This is a genomic window from Nitrosospira multiformis, from assembly GCF_900103165.1.
GTDB classification, from domain to species: Bacteria; Pseudomonadota; Gammaproteobacteria; order Burkholderiales; family Nitrosomonadaceae; genus Nitrosospira; species Nitrosospira multiformis_D.
This window is the reverse complement of record NZ_FNKY01000001.1, coordinates 2,272,835-2,291,005: the sequence shown is the minus strand read 5'-3', so window position 1 is coordinate 2,291,005 and position 18,171 is coordinate 2,272,835. Positions and strand designations below refer to the sequence as shown.

Genomic DNA, 18,171 nt, shown 5'->3' with positions numbered 1-18,171 from the left:
GTTGCGCCAGGCGCAGCGATGATAGCTTCACACTCTTAATGTAAAATATAGGTTGTTCCAGTAACATTATATTAATAAATATATTATATCTCTCGCTGCCTGATTCTGAAAAAAGGGGGTGAAGACACGATTCGCGGCTTTCTGTTCATTCTGTAATGCGAGTTTTAGAGCGTAAATACGTGGTCTATCTCAGCTAGCGACAGTAGTTTCCTTCTCGAAACTCATATTCAGCTTGAATATTTATAAAAACTATTTCGAGAAAAAACCTCTGTACAACTGAACTGAGGATTCTGATTTTTCAGATACGTATTCCTCATCTACCGACTTCCTGATGATCTCCACCAGACGTCTTGCCCCGGGACCGGCAAAGTCCGGATTGGCCAGAACCAAGTAGAGCGGTACCTCGCGCGTCCCACCTTCCCGCAACGGCAGTGGCCGGAGCATTCCTGTCCGCAATTCCTCGCGAATATGCTCCTCCGGCAGCCAGGCAAAGCCATATCCCATGCAGACTGCCTGAATCGACGTGGCGACCTGACCCACCGTCCAGCGCTGATCCACTTCGACGGTTACCGCACGTTGATCGCGCTTGGCACCCGAATCCCGTACCACCAGATGGCGATAGGCGCGCAGGTCCCGATAGGTCAATTCCCGGCCATGATGATGCAAGGGATGATCGGCATGAGCCACCGCGAGCAATCGTATCCGCATCAAGAGATTGCCAAGAAATCCGGGTGGCAGCTGCGGCAGAATCGCCAGATCCACCTCCCCCTTGAGTAGCGCATCCGAAGTGCCGCCAATCACGGATTCGATCAGCTCGACCCGCGTACGGGGGCTTTCCTGGCCAAAACGCTCCAGACAAGCCAATAGCAGGCTAGAGGGAAAGAGGATTTCAGCAGCGATGTGTATGACCACTTCCCAGCCGGCCGACAGCGTGTGGGCCGCCCGCTCCAGATCATTTGCCTCATCCACCAGCGCCAGCGCACGCCGGTAGAGCATCTGTCCGGTCGGCGTGAGGATCGCCTTGCGCCCTTGAATCTCGAACGCCTTCACCCCAAGCAGCGATTCTATTTTTTGCACCGCATAGGTAACGGCGGATTGACTTTTGAACAGCGTTTCCGCTGCTTGGGCGTATCCGCCAGCGTCCACGACCGCGATCAATGATCGCCATTGCTCCAGGGTGATATGAGGCGCCATCGTAACCTATCTAATAAATAGATGATCTATACCAGATTATTGTACTTTTTTATCTGATCGATAAGAAGTTAAATATCATTACTTTCATTGATGGAGAGAAATTCCATGAGAAACCTGCAACTCAATTCAAGCATCTTTTCTTCCGGTGGCCAATCCAGTCAGCTCGCCGATCAGTTTGTCGCCGCGTGGCGTGCGAGCGAGCCGGACGCGCATTTGGTTGTCCGAGACCTTGCATATATCTACCACTGACTGATTCGGAACGCGCCGGGACTGGTGACAGGTACCGATCGGCATGACGTATTGGTGGTGGACCAGAAGTAACGGGTGCGAAGGTTACATATTGAAGGGGATGCAACCTTGCTCCCTATAACTGAACCAAGAGAGGTGGAATTCCATGCTTAATCAATCCCGTTTTGATGATATAGGTAAGCTGATCGTACGCATGATGGTTGGCGTCCTGATGCTGCTTCATGGTTTACACAAGATACTGAATCCCGGATCTCTCGACTCAATCCGCAACATGCTCGCATCCATCAGCTTGCCGTCGTTGCTGGCCTATGGCGTTTATTTTGGCGAGGTAGTGGGCGCCCTGATGGTTATCCTTGGAGTCTATTCACGGATTGGGGGTTTGCTCATTGCCGGCAACATGCTATTTGCGCTAGCGTTGGCTCACCGGGCGCAGATATTCACGCTTACAAATATGGGTGGCTGGGCATTGGAGTTGCAGGGGTTTTTCCTTTTGTCAGGGCTAGCAATCATATTTCTGGGCAGCGGCCGGTTCGCCTTGAAACCAGACTAACCGAGCGCTGGCTGGGATACGTCCCATCAGGGACATCGATCTCGAATGCCTTCGGTCTGCATACGTGCATACGTATTAAGGCACTGCAATCACCCCCAACTTAGGAGAGTCGTTATGATGAAGCTGGAAATATCGGAAATGAGCGCAGCAAAATATTCCTGCAAGGCTGGGTGGACCGGTGTCTTGCGGGTGACAAGCGCGCTGCCTGGGAGGATCAGAACATGACCGACGCCGCCCTTCAAGATCGTGCTGCCGGCGCCATCATGGGTGCCTTTATCGGAGACGCCCTGGGCGTTGGGCCTCACTGGTACTATGACCTGGAAGAGCTTCACCGTGACTATGGTGACTGGATCACAACTTATACGGATCCCGAGCCCGGCCGTTACCATGAAGGCCTGAAAGCAGGCCAGTTGTCGCAGGCAGGCATTATTCTCAGGCTCATGCTCCGCTCGCTCGTCGATCAAGGTGGTTATGACGAAGCGGATTTCTGCAGGCGGATGGACGAAGAGCTCTTTCCCTTGCTTGACGGCACTCCGGCGAACGGACCCGGCGGATACACCAGCCAATCCATCCGCAACGCCTGGCGCAAGCGCGTCCAGGAAGGACTACCATGGGGACAAACAGGCGGCAATGCCGATACAACCGAAGCCATCGAACGCACGCTCGCCCTGGCCGTTCGCTATGCGATGCAGCCCCATGAACTGGCCACCGTTATTTCGAATAATGCCCGCCTTACCCAGATCGACGATGTTGTGCTATCGATGACGGTCGCTTACGGAGCCGTGCTCGGCCTTCTGGTCCAGGGGCACAAGCTCGACAAAAACCTCTCCGGCATAATGATGCAATTGGTGAAAACGGGCCAACTGCCTTTTCACGCAGTGACGCACTCGGATCTGCAACCGCCGCGCCCCGGTGATCCGGACCCTCCCCGCGCGGGAAGGTTTGCATCACCTGACGCATTGCTGACGCCATCGTATGTTGCCACCGCCGCGACAGATCCCGCCATCGCAATAGAACCCGCGTGGAAGGTGTCGCTTGTATACGGCATGCCTTGCGCCATCTATCACCAGCTTCCCGCAGCCTACTACCTGGCTGCCCGTTTCCCTCAAGACTTTGAATCGGCTGTGCTGCACGCCCTGAATGGCGGAGGGCAAAACCAAGCGCGCACTATTTTGACCGGAGCGTTAGCCGGAGCCCAAACCGGGCTGGCTGGCATTCCTCAACGCTTCCTGGATGGCTTGGAAGAAGGCCAAACGCTCAGGAAGCTTGCAATGGAATTGGCAACGAGAGTCGGTGTCTAGCCCGGCCTGCCGGACGGCAGGTCAAATCGTATTCGGACAATAAGGAGGATGATATGGTACAGAAAATCGCGATTATAGGAAGTGGAAATGTTGGCGGCGCACTTAACCGGGGCCTGGTCCGGGCCGGCTATGAGGTTCGTAACAGCCGCAAGGAAACGGTAAAGGAAACCGCAAACTGGGGCGAGGCCGTGATGATCGCGGTTCCCTACACTGCGATCGACGCTGTGCTGCATGAGCTGGCAGATGCAATTGACGGGAAAGTGGTTGTGGATGTGACCAATGCATTGACTCAAGACATGCGGCTGGCACTGGGTTTTTCAACCAGCGGCGCTGAAGCACTCCAAAGGAAAGCCCCGAAGGCACGCGTCGTCAAAGCCTTCAATACCGTCTTTGCACAACATATGGATACAGGCAGCGTGTTGGGGCAGCAGCTCACTCTGTTTGCCGCAAGCGATGACCAGCAAGCCCGTAGCATGGCGCTGGATTTTGGCAGGGCAATCGGATTCGATGCGGTCGATGCAGGTCCCCTTGCCAACGCGCGCCAGCTTGAGGCGTTAGGATATCTCAATATCCAGCTTGGATACGTTCTGGGCAACGGCACCAACGCCGGATTCAAATTTATTCATTAGGCGGATGAGCGAGCAACGCCTGCCCCCTTCATTGCCTGACGAAGACGATTGCGTTGGACTATGCCAGGCAGGGCATTCGCGCCAACGCGGTGGGGCCAGGCTACATCAATACCGAGCTAGTTAATCTTTATCCTCCCAGCGCGCCAAGCTGGCCGGAATGCACCCCGGCACCTATCGGGTCGGTGGCGACCAGCTTCTCGTCGACGACCAAGGCCACAGCTGGATATCGATGGAAGAGTATGTCCGCCGGTATTACCATTGGGCGGTGATCTATTCAAATTCTTAATGTAGAATCTCGGATTATATTAATAACATTTTATTTATGAATAAATTATATATATTATGGCTGATTTTAAAAAGAGAGCCTCAATATGAAGTCTGATAGACCAATGCATGGTCGCCGCACTATTCTGAAAGCATCAGCAGCATTGCTCGCTGCGGGTATACTGCCACTAGTTGGTTCCGCTTTTGCGCAGAGGGTTCTGAACCGGACGCAGGATCAGATCCTTGGGCCTTTTTATCCCATTATGAGCAAGCCCAATCGCACCGGAGACCTGACGCAGGTGCCCGGAGGCTCACGGCGCGCCAAGGGACAGCTTCTCATAGTCAAGGGCCGCGTGATCGACCCCACCGGGAAGCCAGTTGCGGGAGCGGATGTCGAAATCTGGCAGGCTAATTCCGTGGGGCGCTATGCCCATCCGGATGACACGAACCCGGCGCCCCTCGACCCGAACTTCGAAGGTTTCGGCGCGGTGACCACTGGCGCCGATGGGCATTATCAGTTCAAGACCATAAAACCGCCGCCTTATCCCATCACGCCGACCAGAACGCGCCCGGCACACATTCATTTCGACGTCAGGGGCCGCCATGATGAATTGGTAACACAAATGTATTTCGAGGGAGATCCCTACCACAAGACGGACGCGTTCCTTCAGAGCGCGCCCAATCCGAAAGCGTTGATCGTAAAACTGAGCCCGCCATTGCCGGAGGAGCCCGATTTCATGGTGGCGGAATTCGATATCGTATTCAGGGGTTAATCGAAGCGAAAAAGTGACTGGGTGAAGATAATTTGGCGGGTTAAACCAAGCACCCTGTCCAAACGCGCCAGATTCAGGTTTAATAAGGAAAATCATGACTCTTAAACTTCATACCATCATCTGCAGCACGCGGCCGGGCCGTGTCGGACCTCCCGTCGCCAACTGGTTTCACGAACTCGCAATGCTGGATGGCAAGTTTGACGCCGTGCTGGTCGACCTCGCCGAATTCAATCTTCCGGTATACGATGAACCGGAACATCCCATCCGCCAGAACTACCGCCACGCGCATACCAAGAAATGGGCCGCCAGCGTCAATGCCGCCGATGCCTATGTATTCGTGACGCCGGAATACAACTTCGGACCGCCACCTTCGCTTTTGAATGCACTGAATTACGTCTACAAGGAATGGAACTACAAGCCGGCCGGGATTGTCAGTTATGGTGGAGTCTCGGGCGGCATGCGTTCCGCACTGATAGAAAAACTCACTTTGACCACGTTGAAAATGATGCCGATGGTGGAGGCTGTCACAGTACAGAATGTTTCCAGCCACCTCGATGACAACGAAAATTTTCTGCCGGGCGAGCATCACAAGAATTCGGGTGCGACGTTGCTGAATGAGTTGTACAAATGGGCGCAGGCGCTGAAAACCATGAGGGAATGAGCCGTCCGATCCACGAATTCTTTCATTGTGGTTAATTTCTGAATGCCCCGGACTGGTGCTTTGCTTTCGTTGTCGCGCGAACATCATACCTCGCTGGTCATGGCGCGTACCGCACGGCGTGCGGCTAATGAAAATGAGAACAACGTGATGGCCCGTGCGGTCGCGATGACCGCGGCGATGGCCTCCATCGAGGCGCATTGGCATACCCTGATGGCTGCGCATTTCGAGAAGGAGGAACGGCTGATACGGATCGCGCAGGATACACTCGACCCCCGGGCGGTGACGCGTGTGCTCGCTGAACATGCCGAACTGCGTATACTTGCCGCTGGTCCGTGCGCGCTTGAACCTGCTGCGCGCCTGCGGCGCTTCGCCGACCTTATCAGCGCACACGTGCGCTATGAGGAACGCACGCTTTTTCCACAATTACAGTCCCATCCCTGTGTTACCGATGCCGATCCTTAAGCGGCGTTTCCGATCAACTTCAACTCATTCAATCAACTCAGCAAGGAGATCCGCATGAATTTTCCCGATTTCTATGAACAGGCGCCGGTGGTACTTACCCATGATCCATTTGCCGCTACGCTGGGCGCCTCCCGTGATGGCGTGCTTGAATATCACTATGAGGATGCGGTGCGCCTGGCTGGTCATTCCTGCCCCACCGTCGCCGGTGCGTTTCTGATGGGACGCGCGGCGCTGGCGGCGCTTTATCCGGACGAACCTGCCGAGCGTGGTGCCATTGCCGTGCATATGCCCGCACCGGAAAAGGAAGGTACCACCGGTGTCGTCGCGCAGGTGCTGACTTTGCTTACCGGCGCGGCCGCCGATAACGGCTTTCATGGCATCCAGGGACGTTTCAAACGCAGAGGATTGCTCAGTTTCGCCGATCACCGCGACGGTGATGCGATTACCTTCAAGCGCCTCGATACCGGCGCCAGCGTGGCAGTGAGCCTGGATGTTTCTCTGGTGCCGAACGATCCGGCGCAGGGGGGGCGTTTAGCCGCCATCCTGCAGGATAGCGCTGATGATTCCCAGCGTGCCGCCTTCGCCGAAGCATGGCAGGAGCGTGTGCGGCGCCTGCTGCTGGAGTTTGCCGACGACCCGCGGGTAATACGGCTTACGCCCGTGCAGTAATCGTATTTATTTCCTTCAGTTTCAATCTGGCAGGGACCCCTTAGGTGAGGATCAATCAGCGTCCTGCCATAACAGGTTCCGTGGTACGCACGGTTCTCCACAGCAATGGCCGGGTCAAGGCGGGTGATGTCACTTCCTGGATTGCTGTGAAACGGGATTGAGAGTCAGGTCGCCAACCCCACGCGGGTGGTGAAGCTGTTGTTGAAGATCTGCCGCACCGCCGCATTTTCCAGCAGGGTTCCGCGGCTGGCGATCCATTGAGCGACGGCGGCATCACCATAGCGGTTGCGTACGCGCTCTGGCGTGAGGAAATCATTATATTTGCCCCAGTGCAGCGTAAAGGGGATACCCGCCGCATCCAGATCATCCCAGATCCGGTTGTAGAACGCGCGGGTTTCCGGTGTATTGACGGCATCCACTTCCATGACCGCGGTGTTGTCGAAGCGGGTGAATCCCAGCAATGCCCTGGTGCCCTTGACGAAACGGTGCGAGAGGATGACCGGCAAAACGGTGTTTGAATCCTTGTAGACCCTGAAGGCGATTTCCATTGCTTCGACCGCGCGCGCCACCGGCATGCCGACGCCGCAGGCAAGGGTCTTGCCCAGCGTTTTTTCGCCACGGAAGAGGTCGCGAATGAGCGCCTGCTTGAAGTAGGGCGCGAACTGCTGGTTCACCTGGCTGTTCAGCAATGGCACGGCTAATTTATTGAGCGGACTGGGTATCCTGCCCACCACCGCTCCCATGATATCCAATCCCGATGCGCCCAAACCTGGCTCACCCGTGTTCCATTCCGGCGGATTGTAGTTGTCCGGGTCGTAAACTCCCTCATACATGATGAGAACGATGGCCTCGTCAGGGGGCGTGCCTTCGTTGGGGTTGAAGAAGATCTCGAAATGATAGGGTTTGTCCCTGGGGACGGCATTGGCTTCCGCCGGCAGGGGAATGTGTGTCGGATCGCAAGCGGCAATCGCCGCTTTGAGTGTGGCATCGTAAGGGTGCCGGAAGCGCATGGCATTGAGGAGGAACAACTCGCGCGTCTCGATCATGATGCCGTGTATGATTCCGAATGAGCCAAAGCTAACCAGCGCGGCATTGAACAACGTATCGTCCTGGATGAAATCGGCACCGATACTTTCGGCGAAGGCAGATTGCATGACAGGGAAGGATTTTCGTTCCAGGTAGACGTGCTTGTCCGGCCCGGTGATGAGGTGCAGGCCGACGACCATCTCCTGCATGGCGCCAAACCTATAGGCGCCGCCATGCGTCCCGGTTGACAGGGCACCGGCAATGGTCTGGCCGTTGTTGGAGCCGCAGCCCTTGATCGACAAACCGGCGGCAAAGAGATAGTCGTTCAATGCGGCAACCGAGTTGCCGCACTCGACGAAGCGCAATTTCGCTGCATCGCCCTTATAAGCGGGATTCGTCAGGTCCTTGGGCACTTCGAATGCCAGCCGCAGGGCCGTGGTATCGATCAGGCGGCCATCCGTGACAGCGACCGTGCTCAGCGACCAGAGGCTGCCATGCGCCCGCAGCGACGCGCCATCCTGAATACAGGTCTGGATGATACCCCGCAATTCCCTGGTCGCATCGTTGTAGGTTTCGAAGGGCGGCTTACCGCCCCGGTCTATGTTAAAAGCGTATTCTCCCTCAAGCGTTTGTTCATAAGATTGATGCCGCCCCGTTTCGAGCGTCTGCGGCCTGAAGAAACTGCGTCCGTGTCCATTGGGCATGATTTATTTCCCCTTATTCAATGATCTGTCTCAGGAAAGGTGCCGTGATTTTGATCGCTTGGATGGTGATGGCAGCACACCCGGCCTCGTCGGGGGCGCCTTGCAACGGTAATACACCTCCGTTGGCATCCATAAACCCAGGGTTACAACACCCGCCAGGTCATGCGCCAATGAGCGGTAGACAATAACGTCATTGATGCCCTGGCCCTCGCATTCCGCCGAAAGAACCTGGGGATCAAGCACCAGTCCCCAGAAGTAGGCGTGCATGGTCTTCTTCAGATACCCCTCGGTATGGCCCTTGGGCTTGATGGGATCGGAATCCGGTATGGTGATCTGAAAACTGGCGCAGCCGGACAGGGCCAGAAATCCGGCCATGCAGGCAGCAAGACAGGTGGAGCGAAAACTACTGCGGCTACTTGTCGTCGTTGCGGCATTCATTGTGGTCTTCCCCAGAAATTATTTTGTACTGACTTCTCCCTTGTCTCACATTCCGGTTCAATTGGACTCCAGATGATCAAGGATAAGCGGATATACATCATCAACCGCGTTTTTACCAAAGATACAGTCGATATGCCCATAGTCAGGAATGACATGGCGTTTGTAGAGTTTCTTGCCTCCATCAGGATCGTTCGCTTCACGCAGTGCGTTATAGGTTAACTCCGTACTTTTCGGCAGGAACGTCTCATTCTCGGCGCCATGGATGAACGTGATGGGAAGCGCGAGTCGATCGAAATGCCCCAGGTAAACCTCGTCGCCATTTGCATTGACCAGATGGCCGGCGCGGGCAATACGTGCGAGGTGATCGAATGAACTCATGTTGGCGATGCCGAACATCTCATGCAATGCGTCGAATGTTGCCGTATTCAACTGGTCATGCTCATACAGCACGCCATACATGAACATGATCCGCCTATCCACCGGGCTGCGGGAACGCTCCTCGAATTCCACCGGATATAGTTTCAGTACCGCATTGAATAATTTGTCCTGCCAGTCGGCATTACTATCCACGTATGCGTTGAGCGACTTTATACCCAGGTTGTCCAGAAGATCCGGTAGATAGAGGCCCGTTTTCAACTTGTTTATGCCGGTGACGACAGTGTGGGCGGCAATTTGCGATGCAACGACCGAGCGCACACCCTGCAAGCCCGCAAGCATTGCCATGAAGAATGTGGTCGAACCGAAGCAATGGACTACCATTTGCACGCTCGGCGCGCCGCTGAGTTGCCGTACCTTCGCAATAGCGGCGGGATAGTCATGCAAAGCGATATCATCCCCCGTGAACTGAGTCTTAGCTGAAACCAGATCGATACTCGCCCGAAAATCCAGTAGCCATACGTCATACCCGTGACTAAAAAGGAACTCCAGGAGATTGGTCTCGATGGTATCGATGCTAAAAATCAGACTGCTCACACCCAGCCCGTGCGCGAGGATCACAGGGCCTTTATCGCCGCCGCGGTAGCGCGTGAGCTTCAGCGTCACGCCATCGTCAGTATTGAAAAAGTGGACTTCAGGCTCATTCACACGCAACGGGCGCTTTTTGCGCGGCGGGGCCTCGGGATCGAATACGCTATCGCGCGCAGCAATGCCGCCATATGTATCGGCCAGGACCCCCGCAAAATATTTGGCGAACTTTGCCAATGCCTTGAAACGCGCTTTTGCATCAGGTGCATTCAACACGCGTATCGTGGCGATTTGCCTGGCAAAATCCACCGGCAGAATGTGCAGAATGCCTTTGCCCAGCACCGGTGCGGTATCATCCGTTCCGTCATACACCGTAATGTAAAGCGTCGTCGTATCGGGCCAAATATCCAGCTCTTTCTCATCGTGAACCTGCTTGAAGCCAAGGAAAAGAAAGGTTTTTCCAGACTCTGCTGTCATGTTCATGCGATAGCTCATCTTGTGCGCATTGACCTGATCCGGGTCTATGGTCAGTAACGAAAAATGGCCATTCGTGACCGTGAGCGGCTGCTCCGACAGCACAGGGGCCGTCACGGTGCCAACCATGCGGGCCGGATGGCGGTCGTCTGTCACCAGCAGGTCGACGTCATCCGCCGTGACCGTGAGCGTGAACTCGAATGGCGTGTTGTTCTTGCGTCCTTGTTCCTCGGCGCGAAGGTAGTCGTTCTTCTCCTCCACCGAGAAAAAACCACGCATGGTTTCAGTAAATTGCACGCCGACGGCGGGTGCCGGGCCAGCCGCCGGCGGTATGGAAGGCAGCTTGTAATCAATTTGCCAGCCATAATCCTTCGCAATCAGCGCGGCGCAGCGCTCAGCCACCGCTGAAATGGTCAATAACGGATTGACTCCGAGTGGCAGCGGGATCACCGATCCATCCGAAACATATAATCCTTTATGGGTGGCTGTACCGTGTGTGTCCGCGAACACCAGCCCACGCTCATTCACAACGCCTTCAGCCGCGTCGTCGGCCAATATGCAGCCGCCAAGCGGATGCACGGTGATTAAATCGTGGCCGAACAGCTTGCTCCAGATAGGGTTTGGCACCAATGTCCCGCCATTTGCATGGGTGCACTCGCCGAGATTGTCGTTGATCTTCTTCAGGCCGGGTTGCTTTCCCGCCCCGGGCCACACCACACGCACGCGATCATCCTCCAGTTCCAGCCGTCCCGCACTGTCGTCATGCGCCATCACGAGATAGGTCTGGGTATTGCGGGTCGCGCCATGATAGGCGCCCAGTATGAGACTTCTATTCTCGCGCGCTTTTTCGCGGATTTTGTCGGCGATGCCAGTGTCGGTGTCCCTGCCGAGCGCTTTCGCGGCGGCAGACAGTGTGGCTGGGATCAATGATGCCAATGCGCCGGGAATGGCGCCTTCTTCGATCACCATGCCCTCCTGCAGTAGGGATTGCTCGCGCAGATCAATGATGCCGGTGATGCAGGGTCCCACTGGATCGCGGCCTTCCGGCTTCAGGGGGCCGTAGCCGATTCCATTGATATCCGTATCGCTGTTGTAGCCAAAAGCCATCACGTCCCCATTGCCCGTAAAGCGATCACCCAGCCGATTGGAAACCTTTAGACCCTTTTCGCGCGAACGCAGCAGGATTTCATTGGAGCCCAGCGTCCCGGCGGAAATCACGACCACATCCGCGCTGACTGTCAGCGTCGGGGCATCAAATTTTTCGCGGCCGTCGCCGATCGGGTCGAAATGGACGATCCATTTATCGCCGGTGCGCTTCACCCATCGTACGGCACATTCACAGAAAATGTCCGTACCAAAATTGCGCGCATCGGGTAGATAATTCATCAGAATCGTATTCTTTGCGCTGTAGTTGCAACCCGAGACGCAGTCGCCGCAGAGCTTGCAGGGATGTTGTTCAACACCCACGTGATTTATCCCGTCGATGTCGAAATTCACATTGATGGGAGGACGGTAAAATTTAGCGTTGGGCGTATTCTGAAGAAACGAATTCGCGGATTTCTCGAGCGCGTCCAGCTTGGCGAGCGGCGGGAAATCCGCAGGGTAGGGCACCGGCTTCAGCATCTCGCGCGCAAGATCGAAACCCTTCTCTAACAGCTCATCGGCATCCGTGCGAAGCGCCAGCGGCCACGCGGTATCCTGCATGACACGAGGCTCCGGCGGCAGTGATACATTGGCGTTAACGAGTGAGGTTCCCCCGAGACCGCAGCCCATGAAAACGTTCATGTCGCTGTTGATGCGAAAATCATACAGGCCCGTCACGTTACCTATATGCTTGCCGGGCAAATCCATCTGAACTTCAGCAGCAGCCTCAACGGGTGTATCGGGATATTCACCCGGCTGAAACTCCTTGCCGCGTTCCAGCAGACAAACATGCTTTCCAGCACGTGCAAGACGGGAGGCCGTTATCGCACCGCCGTAGCCGGAACCGACGACGACAACATCGTAATGAGGTTTCAGATTCTCAAGCGGAATGGAGAGGCGAGTCATGAAGGCACCTGTACAGTGGCATCGTCGAGAGCACGACAATGTTGTGGGATGAAGCTTGCGGCAGACAAGACCAAAAGGCTACTTGTGCTGTGGGGGGCAACACATGTGAAGCAGGCATTTTTTATTATTCCGGAAATTGTCATCGTCATGAAAACCATTCCCGCACTCCTTGATGAGTCAATTATTTTTTATTAGGGCGCACTTCGAATCGATGGTGTAGTGGTAGTCGTAGTCGTGTAGCCTTTTGGCGGCTGGATCTCGCCATTTACCGTGTAGACGGGGCATGGCTGCTGATGACTAGGGGCAGAGGGAGACCTTGTTGTCGTAATCTTGACGATACGCTGTGCCGTTGCACCCGTCGCTGCCCCGGTGGCTGTCCCCTTGTTCAGGTCTGGAGGATCGCACACCACATAACCATTGTATCGATGGAGGGGGGTGCCACCAGGCATGTAGCTGCCGGGGAACTGGGTTCCGTACGGAGTGTTGATCCCGGACATACTATTGGCTGGTACCGGCAATAGTATTAACGGAGCGCCGGGCTGAGCGCCGCGGGTAGGGCCGCCAAGGACACGATTGTCAGTATAGGGGTTAGGATTCGGGAGGGTTCCCGGGGAGATGAATGGACTGTTCTGAACCATGCCCTGGTGCATCTCCGCCGGAAATGCGCCCATATTCGCGTCCATGCCGCTTGCTTCCTGCGCCGCTGTGTAGCCTGGATAGCTCGAATAGGCCACACCGAGTACGGTCACGAGATATTTCGCAAAATGTTTGATCACAGAATTGCTCAAGTATTAAAAATACTCAGGAATTTCAAAACCATGAGACAACTTCAAATAATTATAGCTTAGCCTGCTCACATACAGCTATTTATAGCATTGATGAGGGAAAAATCAATTTTTGAACAGAATGGGATTAATACCGTAAATCTTGGCAACAAATAGCTTGACAAATGCCGGTAACGCTATATAATACGCATCTATATTGTGGATTTTTGTGTCCAAACACAATATTCAAAACTCGCTTCAGGCGAGTTTTTTATTTTCCGCTTATCCACTTATCCGCCCGTTCAAAACGGGCTTTTTGTTGCCTGCCCCGTGTGGGCGTTTATGTAGCACCCAAACCCGCTTATGCGGGTATTTTTTTGCCTTGTATCCAGAAACCGCTTCGTGCGGTTTTCCTTGTCTGCCCCGCCATGCGCGGGTTTTTTATTTCTGCCCCAGAGCGGGGTTCTTTTCACAGGTAACGTAAATGATTAGTCCAGCGATTACAGCAATAGTGATTGCCGTCCTTGCCGCGCTTGCCTTCGGTGGCGGGTTCGCACTTAGCGACTGGCGAACGGCAGCACAGATACAGCGGCTTAATACCAACAATGCAATGTTATCGGCGGCAAATGATAGATGCGCTACTGATATTCAGTCCGTACGCATGGCGCTGGAGGCACTGACAGTAGCCACCGCTAAAAGAGAAAAAGATGCGATCAAGGCGATGCGCGGAGCCGCAATCGCTGCGGCGACACATACCGGCAACGCAAAAAAAATACGCTCTCTTCGGCCAGTTCCGGCAGCGACACCTGGCAAACAATGCGAGATGATAAATACGGAACAAATACAGTATGTGCAAAGCCGCCAACGCCATGACTTATCACATTAGCCTCGTGGCGATGCCATTATTTGCATTAATGGTGAGTGGTTGCGCAGGCAAACCTGTCATTCAGACACAGGTGGTCGAAAAGCCGGTTGCCGTTTTATGCCAGGTTGAAACACCGGCAGAGTGCAAATCAGCTTACGCGGTTGATCGCATATCCGCAAAGGATGACTCCTTGACTATTAATCGTGCGCTGCGTGCCGAAATAGAAGAACGCTGGGCATGCGAGATTAAATTGCTTGCGGCGGTAAAGGGGTGCAACAGTCTGCCGCTAAAAGAATCAGATCATGAATGAGCATAGACTCCGGAAAAAAGCGAAGGAACCGATAAACGCGGCCCCAAACGGCAAAAGAGGGGCTCCGACCATAAAAACCCGTGAACTGGTGGACGCAATCTGTACCGGTATTTCGCTGGGAAAATCGGCACGGGCGATGTGTGTGGAGACTGGCATCAGTCAACGGGTCTTATGGAACTGGCTGGCGAGCGATGCGGCGCTCATGCAGCAATACCTGCGTGCGAAGGAGCTTTGCGTGGATGCCTATGCCGAAGAAATCATAGAAATTTCGGATGACGGGTCAAAAGATACCTATACCGACGAGAAGGGAAAAGAAGTGATGAACCGCGAGGTTATCGCACGCTCCCAGCTGCGTATCGACGCACGCAAGTGGTATGCGGCGAGGCTCGCGCCCAAGAAATACGGCGACAAATTGCTGAATACGCGAGAAGACGGCGATACGGGCAAGCCGATTGTGCATAAGGTCGAAGTAGCCTTTGTCGCAATGCTTGCCGCCGGCAAGTAGCCAGGTATTGGGTCTCATGATTCCTGACTATTCGATAGCGGCATGACCGCGCACAGGGCGGAATTTCCTGAAAAACTCCGATTTCTGTTCGAAGCGGCAAGGTACAAGATTTTATATGGCGGCCGTGGCGGCGCAAAGTCATGGAGTGTGGCCAGGGCATTGCTGATACAAGCCGCCGCCGCACCGCTGCGCATACTCTGCGCACGTGAGTTTCAGAATTCAATCACCGAGTCGGTGCATCACTTGTTGCAGTCCCAGATTGTTGAAATCGGCCTGGAATCATTTTACGAGGTGCAGAACAACATCATTCTGGGTAGAAACGGCTCCGAATTCCTGTTTGCCGGGTTGCGTAACAACATCACCCGGATAAAGTCGTTCGAGGGCATTGACCGGGTCTGGGTGGAAGAAGCTCAGGCGGTAAGCAAGCCAAGCTGGGACACGCTTGTTCCCACTGTCCGCAAGCAAGGTTCGGAAATCTGGGTGACCTACAACCCGGAGCTGGAGACCGACGAAACGCATCAGCGGTTTGTTATCAATCCGCCGGCGGGAGCGGTTGTTGTAAAGATTAACTGGAATGACAATCCGTGGTTTCCGGATACGTTGCTGCGCGAGAAGGACGACTTGAAAATCAGGGATCCCGACGCGTACTTGAATGTCTGGGAGGGTCATTGCCGTGTGACGCTGGACGGTGCGATTTACGCCAGGGAGTTGAGGCTGGCCCAGGAAGAAGGCCGTATCAGGCATGTACCTTACGACGCCGCAAAACCGGTGCATACGTTCTTCGATCTGGGCTGGGCGGACAACACCAGCATATGGTTTGCGCAAACTGTCGGCGGCGAACTCAGATTAATCGATTATTACAGCAACAATCAGATGCCAATACAACATTACATCAATGTGCTGCAGGATAGGGGATATTTATATGGCATGGATTGGCTGCCGCACGATGCCAGGGCCAAAACGCTGGCCACGGGTCGAAGCGTGGAGGAAATCATGATCGCGGCCGGGCGCAAGGTGAGGATAGTGCCGAATCTTTCGATTTCCGATGGCATCAATGCCGCCAGAACGATATTCAACCGTTGTTATTTCGATGAAGCGAAGTGTGCGGAAGGACTGCAGAGCCTGCGGCATTACCGGTTCGATGTCGATCCGGCCACAAGGCAGCTCAGTGGCAGGCCGCTGCACGATCACCATAGCCATGCCGCGGACGCATTCCGCTACTTTGCCGTGTCCACCGAAGACGACAAGCCGGCCGGTAGTGCGCGCGGCATCAGCATGAAAGGCTGGCGCGCATGATCCTGGATACCGGCAGGGTGGACACAGTGGATATGGCGGACATAGCGTCAGACATATCAGTCGAGGCATACAGCGGGATCTGCCGGGATATTCGCAATCAGCCGAAGTGGCGTCTGGATTCGGATACGGATTGCGATTATTACGACGGCGCGCAGACCAGCGTCGAGGTAATCCGGCGCCTGAAAGAGGCGGGTATTCCACCGCAGGATTCGAATCTGATCAAGCCGACCATCAATGCCGTGCTGGGGATCGAGGCGCGCAGCCGCACGGATTACAAGATCACGTCCGACGATGAGCAGCAGGCCGAGATTGCCGAGGGGCTCTCTGCGAAAATCAAGGAGGTCGAAGCGGAATCCAGGGCGGACAGGGCAATGTCTGACGCTTATTCCAGCATGATCCGGGCAGGAGTCGGATGGGTTGAGGTCTCACGCGAATTCGATCCGCTCAGGTATCCGTACCGGGTGCGGGAGATTCATCGCAACGAAATCTGGTGGGACTGGACGTCGAAGGAGCCGGATCTATCGGACGCGCGTTATTTACGACGCGATAAGTGGGTTGACCGTGCGCAGGCTGCGAGGATGTTTCCGGAACAGCAGGCGCTTATCGGTAATAGCTGGAACGGCTGGAATAATCTGGACGTATACGATGGTGCCGATACGGGCATGGCCAGAGCATACGAAATCGAGCAGGCATGGGGCCAGACGTGGGGACATAGCCAGGAGGATTACCTCAACCGCAACTCGGGCATGGTACGTTTATCCGAGCTGTGGTACCGGCATTTCGAGGATGCCTACGTTCTGGTATTGCCCGACGGCAAGGCGATTGAATACCGCGAAGATAATCCCTACCATGAGGCAGCACTCAGCGCTGGCCTGGTGCACGTTCAGAGATCCATGCTGCCGAGAATGCGCGTGGCAATCTGGCTGGGACCGCACAAATTAATGGATGTACCCAGCCCGCTGCCGCATCGTGATTTTCCCTATGTCCCGTTCTGGTGCTTCCGCAAGGACCGCAGCCGGGTACCGTATGGATTGATCCGCGATATGCGGGGGCCGCAGGATCAGATCCTCGATCTGGATATTTTGCTGTATGAAGTCCTGAATTCGGTAAAAGTCGAGGTGGATAACGATGCGCTCGATTTGAGCCAGAATACCTATCAGGAGGTTGCGCACAACATCAGCAGCCTGCGCTCGATGACCGTTCTGAATGCCCAGCGCAGGAATGCGGGCGGATTCAAGGTGACGCGCGAGCATGCGCTGGCCGCGCAGGTGTTCCAACTGGTGGAAGAGCGCAAGCACAGGATTGAAGCGGTGAGCGGCGTGTACCGGGCAATGCTCGGCGCATCGACGCAGGCCGCGAGCGGTGTTGCCATCAACAATCTGGTGGAGCAGGGCTCCACCGTACTGGCGGAACCCAACGATAATTTCCGCTATGCCCGGCGGCTGGTGGGACAACAGCTTCTGGCATTCATCAAGTACGACTTACTGGGCAGGCAGACGGCCATAGCGGTGAAGCGGGGCAACAAACAGAGGACGGTTTATTTCAACCGCGAAGTCATGACCCATTCCGGCCCTGTGATCGAGAACGATATCGAGACCGCCCAGGTCAGGGTCGTGCTGGAAGACATACCGGCTACGCCGAGTTTCAGGGCACAGCAGCTGCAAGCTTTCACCCAGATCGTGCAGGCGGCACCGCCTGCATACCAGGCCGTGCTGTATCCGGCCATGCTGGAACTGTCCGATGTGCCGAACCGGCATGAGCTGGCTGATCAGTTACGCAGGGCGGGTGGTGTAGTTGAAGAGGACCAGCAAGCACCCGTCATGCGCCAACCATTCCAGGCTGCCACGCAGCAATAGCCCCAAGTGATGACTCAGGCGGTAAAGAGTCATCCGAATGCCGATCTAAATATGAATAACCTTATATTAAACATGAAGATATTTAATAATGTTAAATGATTATCTTATGATCAGGAAGAGAAGGGATTTTCATGCGGCGCTACTGGATACCGATATAAAGGGCTCTGTG

The 18,171-nt window shown here is 55.0% G+C and carries 19 protein-coding genes and 1 pseudogene; 15 read left to right on the top strand and 5 right to left on the bottom strand.

Annotation, left to right across the window (positions count from 1 at the left end; all coding sequences use genetic code 11):
- Window positions 1–249: 249 nt before the first annotated feature.
- Window positions 250–1,194 (bottom strand): LysR family transcriptional regulator, encoded by a 945-nt coding sequence (locus BLR00_RS10305; protein WP_074632275.1) that lies wholly within the window; start codon window positions 1,192–1,194, stop codon window positions 250–252.
- 105 nt (window positions 1,195–1,299) lie between these two features.
- On the opposite strand from BLR00_RS10305, the gene BLR00_RS10300 reads away from it, so the two are divergent.
- From BLR00_RS10300 to BLR00_RS10260, 9 genes and pseudogenes are all read left to right on the top strand, one after another.
- On the top strand, window positions 1,300–1,443 hold the full coding sequence (locus BLR00_RS10300) for an NADPH-dependent FMN reductase family protein (protein ID WP_218124325.1): 144 nt from the start codon (window positions 1,300–1,302) through the stop codon (window positions 1,441–1,443).
- 145 nt (window positions 1,444–1,588) lie between these two features.
- The gene (locus BLR00_RS10295; protein ID WP_074632274.1) at window positions 1,589–1,993 is read left to right on the top strand and encodes a DoxX family protein; all 405 of its coding nucleotides are present in this window, start codon (window positions 1,589–1,591) and stop codon (window positions 1,991–1,993) included.
- A gap of 221 nt (window positions 1,994–2,214) precedes the next feature.
- The gene (locus BLR00_RS10290; protein WP_074632272.1) at window positions 2,215–3,294 is read left to right on the top strand and encodes an ADP-ribosylglycohydrolase family protein; all 1,080 of its coding nucleotides are present in this window, start codon (window positions 2,215–2,217) and stop codon (window positions 3,292–3,294) included.
- Between the two features lie 53 nt (window positions 3,295–3,347).
- Window positions 3,348–3,923: an NADPH-dependent F420 reductase gene (locus BLR00_RS10285; RefSeq protein WP_074632270.1), complete on the top strand. Its 576-nt coding sequence runs from the start codon at window positions 3,348–3,350 to the stop codon at window positions 3,921–3,923.
- Between the two features lie 35 nt (window positions 3,924–3,958).
- Window positions 3,959–4,036 (top strand): annotated as a pseudogene (locus BLR00_RS17205) (SDR family oxidoreductase); the annotation flags it as partial.
- A 258-nt stretch (window positions 4,037–4,294) separates the two neighbouring features.
- The gene (locus BLR00_RS10275; RefSeq protein WP_218124324.1) at window positions 4,295–4,960 is read left to right on the top strand and encodes a dioxygenase family protein; all 666 of its coding nucleotides are present in this window, start codon (window positions 4,295–4,297) and stop codon (window positions 4,958–4,960) included.
- Window positions 4,961–5,054: 94 nt separating this feature from the next.
- Window positions 5,055–5,621 (top strand): NADPH-dependent FMN reductase, encoded by a 567-nt coding sequence (locus BLR00_RS10270; RefSeq protein ID WP_074632264.1) that lies wholly within the window; start codon window positions 5,055–5,057, stop codon window positions 5,619–5,621.
- Between the two features lie 42 nt (window positions 5,622–5,663).
- Entirely contained in the window at window positions 5,664–6,083 is a 420-nt protein-coding gene (locus BLR00_RS10265; RefSeq protein ID WP_074632263.1) for a hypothetical protein, read from the top strand.
- Between the two features lie 54 nt (window positions 6,084–6,137).
- Complete coding sequence (locus tag BLR00_RS10260; RefSeq protein WP_074632262.1) at window positions 6,138–6,752, top strand: hypothetical protein; 615 nt, start codon at window positions 6,138–6,140, stop codon at window positions 6,750–6,752.
- 164 nt (window positions 6,753–6,916) lie between these two features.
- Here BLR00_RS10260 and BLR00_RS10255 read toward each other — a convergent pair whose 3' ends face one another.
- Genes BLR00_RS10255 through BLR00_RS10245 form a run of 3 tightly spaced genes read right to left on the bottom strand, consistent with a single transcriptional unit; the run spans window position 6,917 to window position 12,406 of the window.
- Window positions 6,917–8,482 carry an FAD-binding protein gene (locus tag BLR00_RS10255; RefSeq protein WP_074632261.1) on the bottom strand — a complete coding sequence of 522 codons (1,566 nt, stop codon included), beginning with the start codon at window positions 8,480–8,482 and terminating at the stop codon, window positions 6,917–6,919.
- Between the two features lie 30 nt (window positions 8,483–8,512).
- Complete coding sequence (locus tag BLR00_RS10250; RefSeq protein ID WP_074632259.1) at window positions 8,513–8,920, bottom strand: Bor/Iss family lipoprotein; 408 nt, start codon at window positions 8,918–8,920, stop codon at window positions 8,513–8,515.
- Window positions 8,921–8,977: 57 nt separating this feature from the next.
- A complete protein-coding gene (locus BLR00_RS10245) occupies window positions 8,978–12,406 on the bottom strand; it encodes an alpha/beta fold hydrolase (RefSeq protein WP_074632257.1) in 3,429 nt (1,142 codons plus the stop codon).
- Window positions 12,407–12,454: 48 nt separating this feature from the next.
- Between BLR00_RS10245 and BLR00_RS16695 the strand changes: the two genes are divergently transcribed.
- Window positions 12,455–12,601 (top strand): hypothetical protein, encoded by a 147-nt coding sequence (locus BLR00_RS16695; RefSeq protein ID WP_175443818.1) that lies wholly within the window; start codon window positions 12,455–12,457, stop codon window positions 12,599–12,601.
- On the opposite strand, the gene BLR00_RS10240 is transcribed toward BLR00_RS16695, so the two are convergent.
- A complete protein-coding gene (locus BLR00_RS10240) occupies window positions 12,598–13,182 on the bottom strand; it encodes a hypothetical protein (protein WP_074632255.1) in 585 nt (194 codons plus the stop codon). The genes BLR00_RS16695 and BLR00_RS10240 overlap by 4 nt on opposite strands.
- 472 nt (window positions 13,183–13,654) lie before the next feature.
- On the opposite strand from BLR00_RS10240, the gene BLR00_RS10235 reads away from it, so the two are divergent.
- Genes BLR00_RS10235 through BLR00_RS10215 form a run of 5 tightly spaced genes read left to right on the top strand, consistent with a single transcriptional unit; the run spans window position 13,655 to window position 18,002 of the window.
- On the top strand, window positions 13,655–14,056 hold the full coding sequence (locus BLR00_RS10235) for a hypothetical protein (RefSeq protein ID WP_074632254.1): 402 nt from the start codon (window positions 13,655–13,657) through the stop codon (window positions 14,054–14,056).
- The gene (locus BLR00_RS10230; RefSeq protein WP_074632252.1) at window positions 14,040–14,345 is read left to right on the top strand and encodes a hypothetical protein; all 306 of its coding nucleotides are present in this window, start codon (window positions 14,040–14,042) and stop codon (window positions 14,343–14,345) included. Before BLR00_RS10235 ends, BLR00_RS10230 begins: the two co-directional genes overlap by 17 nt.
- The gene (locus tag BLR00_RS10225) at window positions 14,338–14,850 is read left to right on the top strand and encodes a terminase small subunit-like protein (RefSeq protein ID WP_074632250.1); all 513 of its coding nucleotides are present in this window, start codon (window positions 14,338–14,340) and stop codon (window positions 14,848–14,850) included. Before BLR00_RS10230 ends, BLR00_RS10225 begins: the two co-directional genes overlap by 8 nt.
- Window positions 14,851–14,892: 42 nt before the next feature.
- A complete protein-coding gene (locus BLR00_RS10220; RefSeq protein ID WP_074632248.1) occupies window positions 14,893–16,146 on the top strand; it encodes a PBSX family phage terminase large subunit in 1,254 nt (417 codons plus the stop codon).
- Entirely contained in the window at window positions 16,143–18,002 is a 1,860-nt protein-coding gene (locus BLR00_RS10215; RefSeq protein ID WP_256324111.1) for a portal protein, read from the top strand. Before BLR00_RS10220 ends, BLR00_RS10215 begins: the two co-directional genes overlap by 4 nt.
- The last annotated feature ends 169 nt before the right edge of the window (window positions 18,003–18,171 follow it).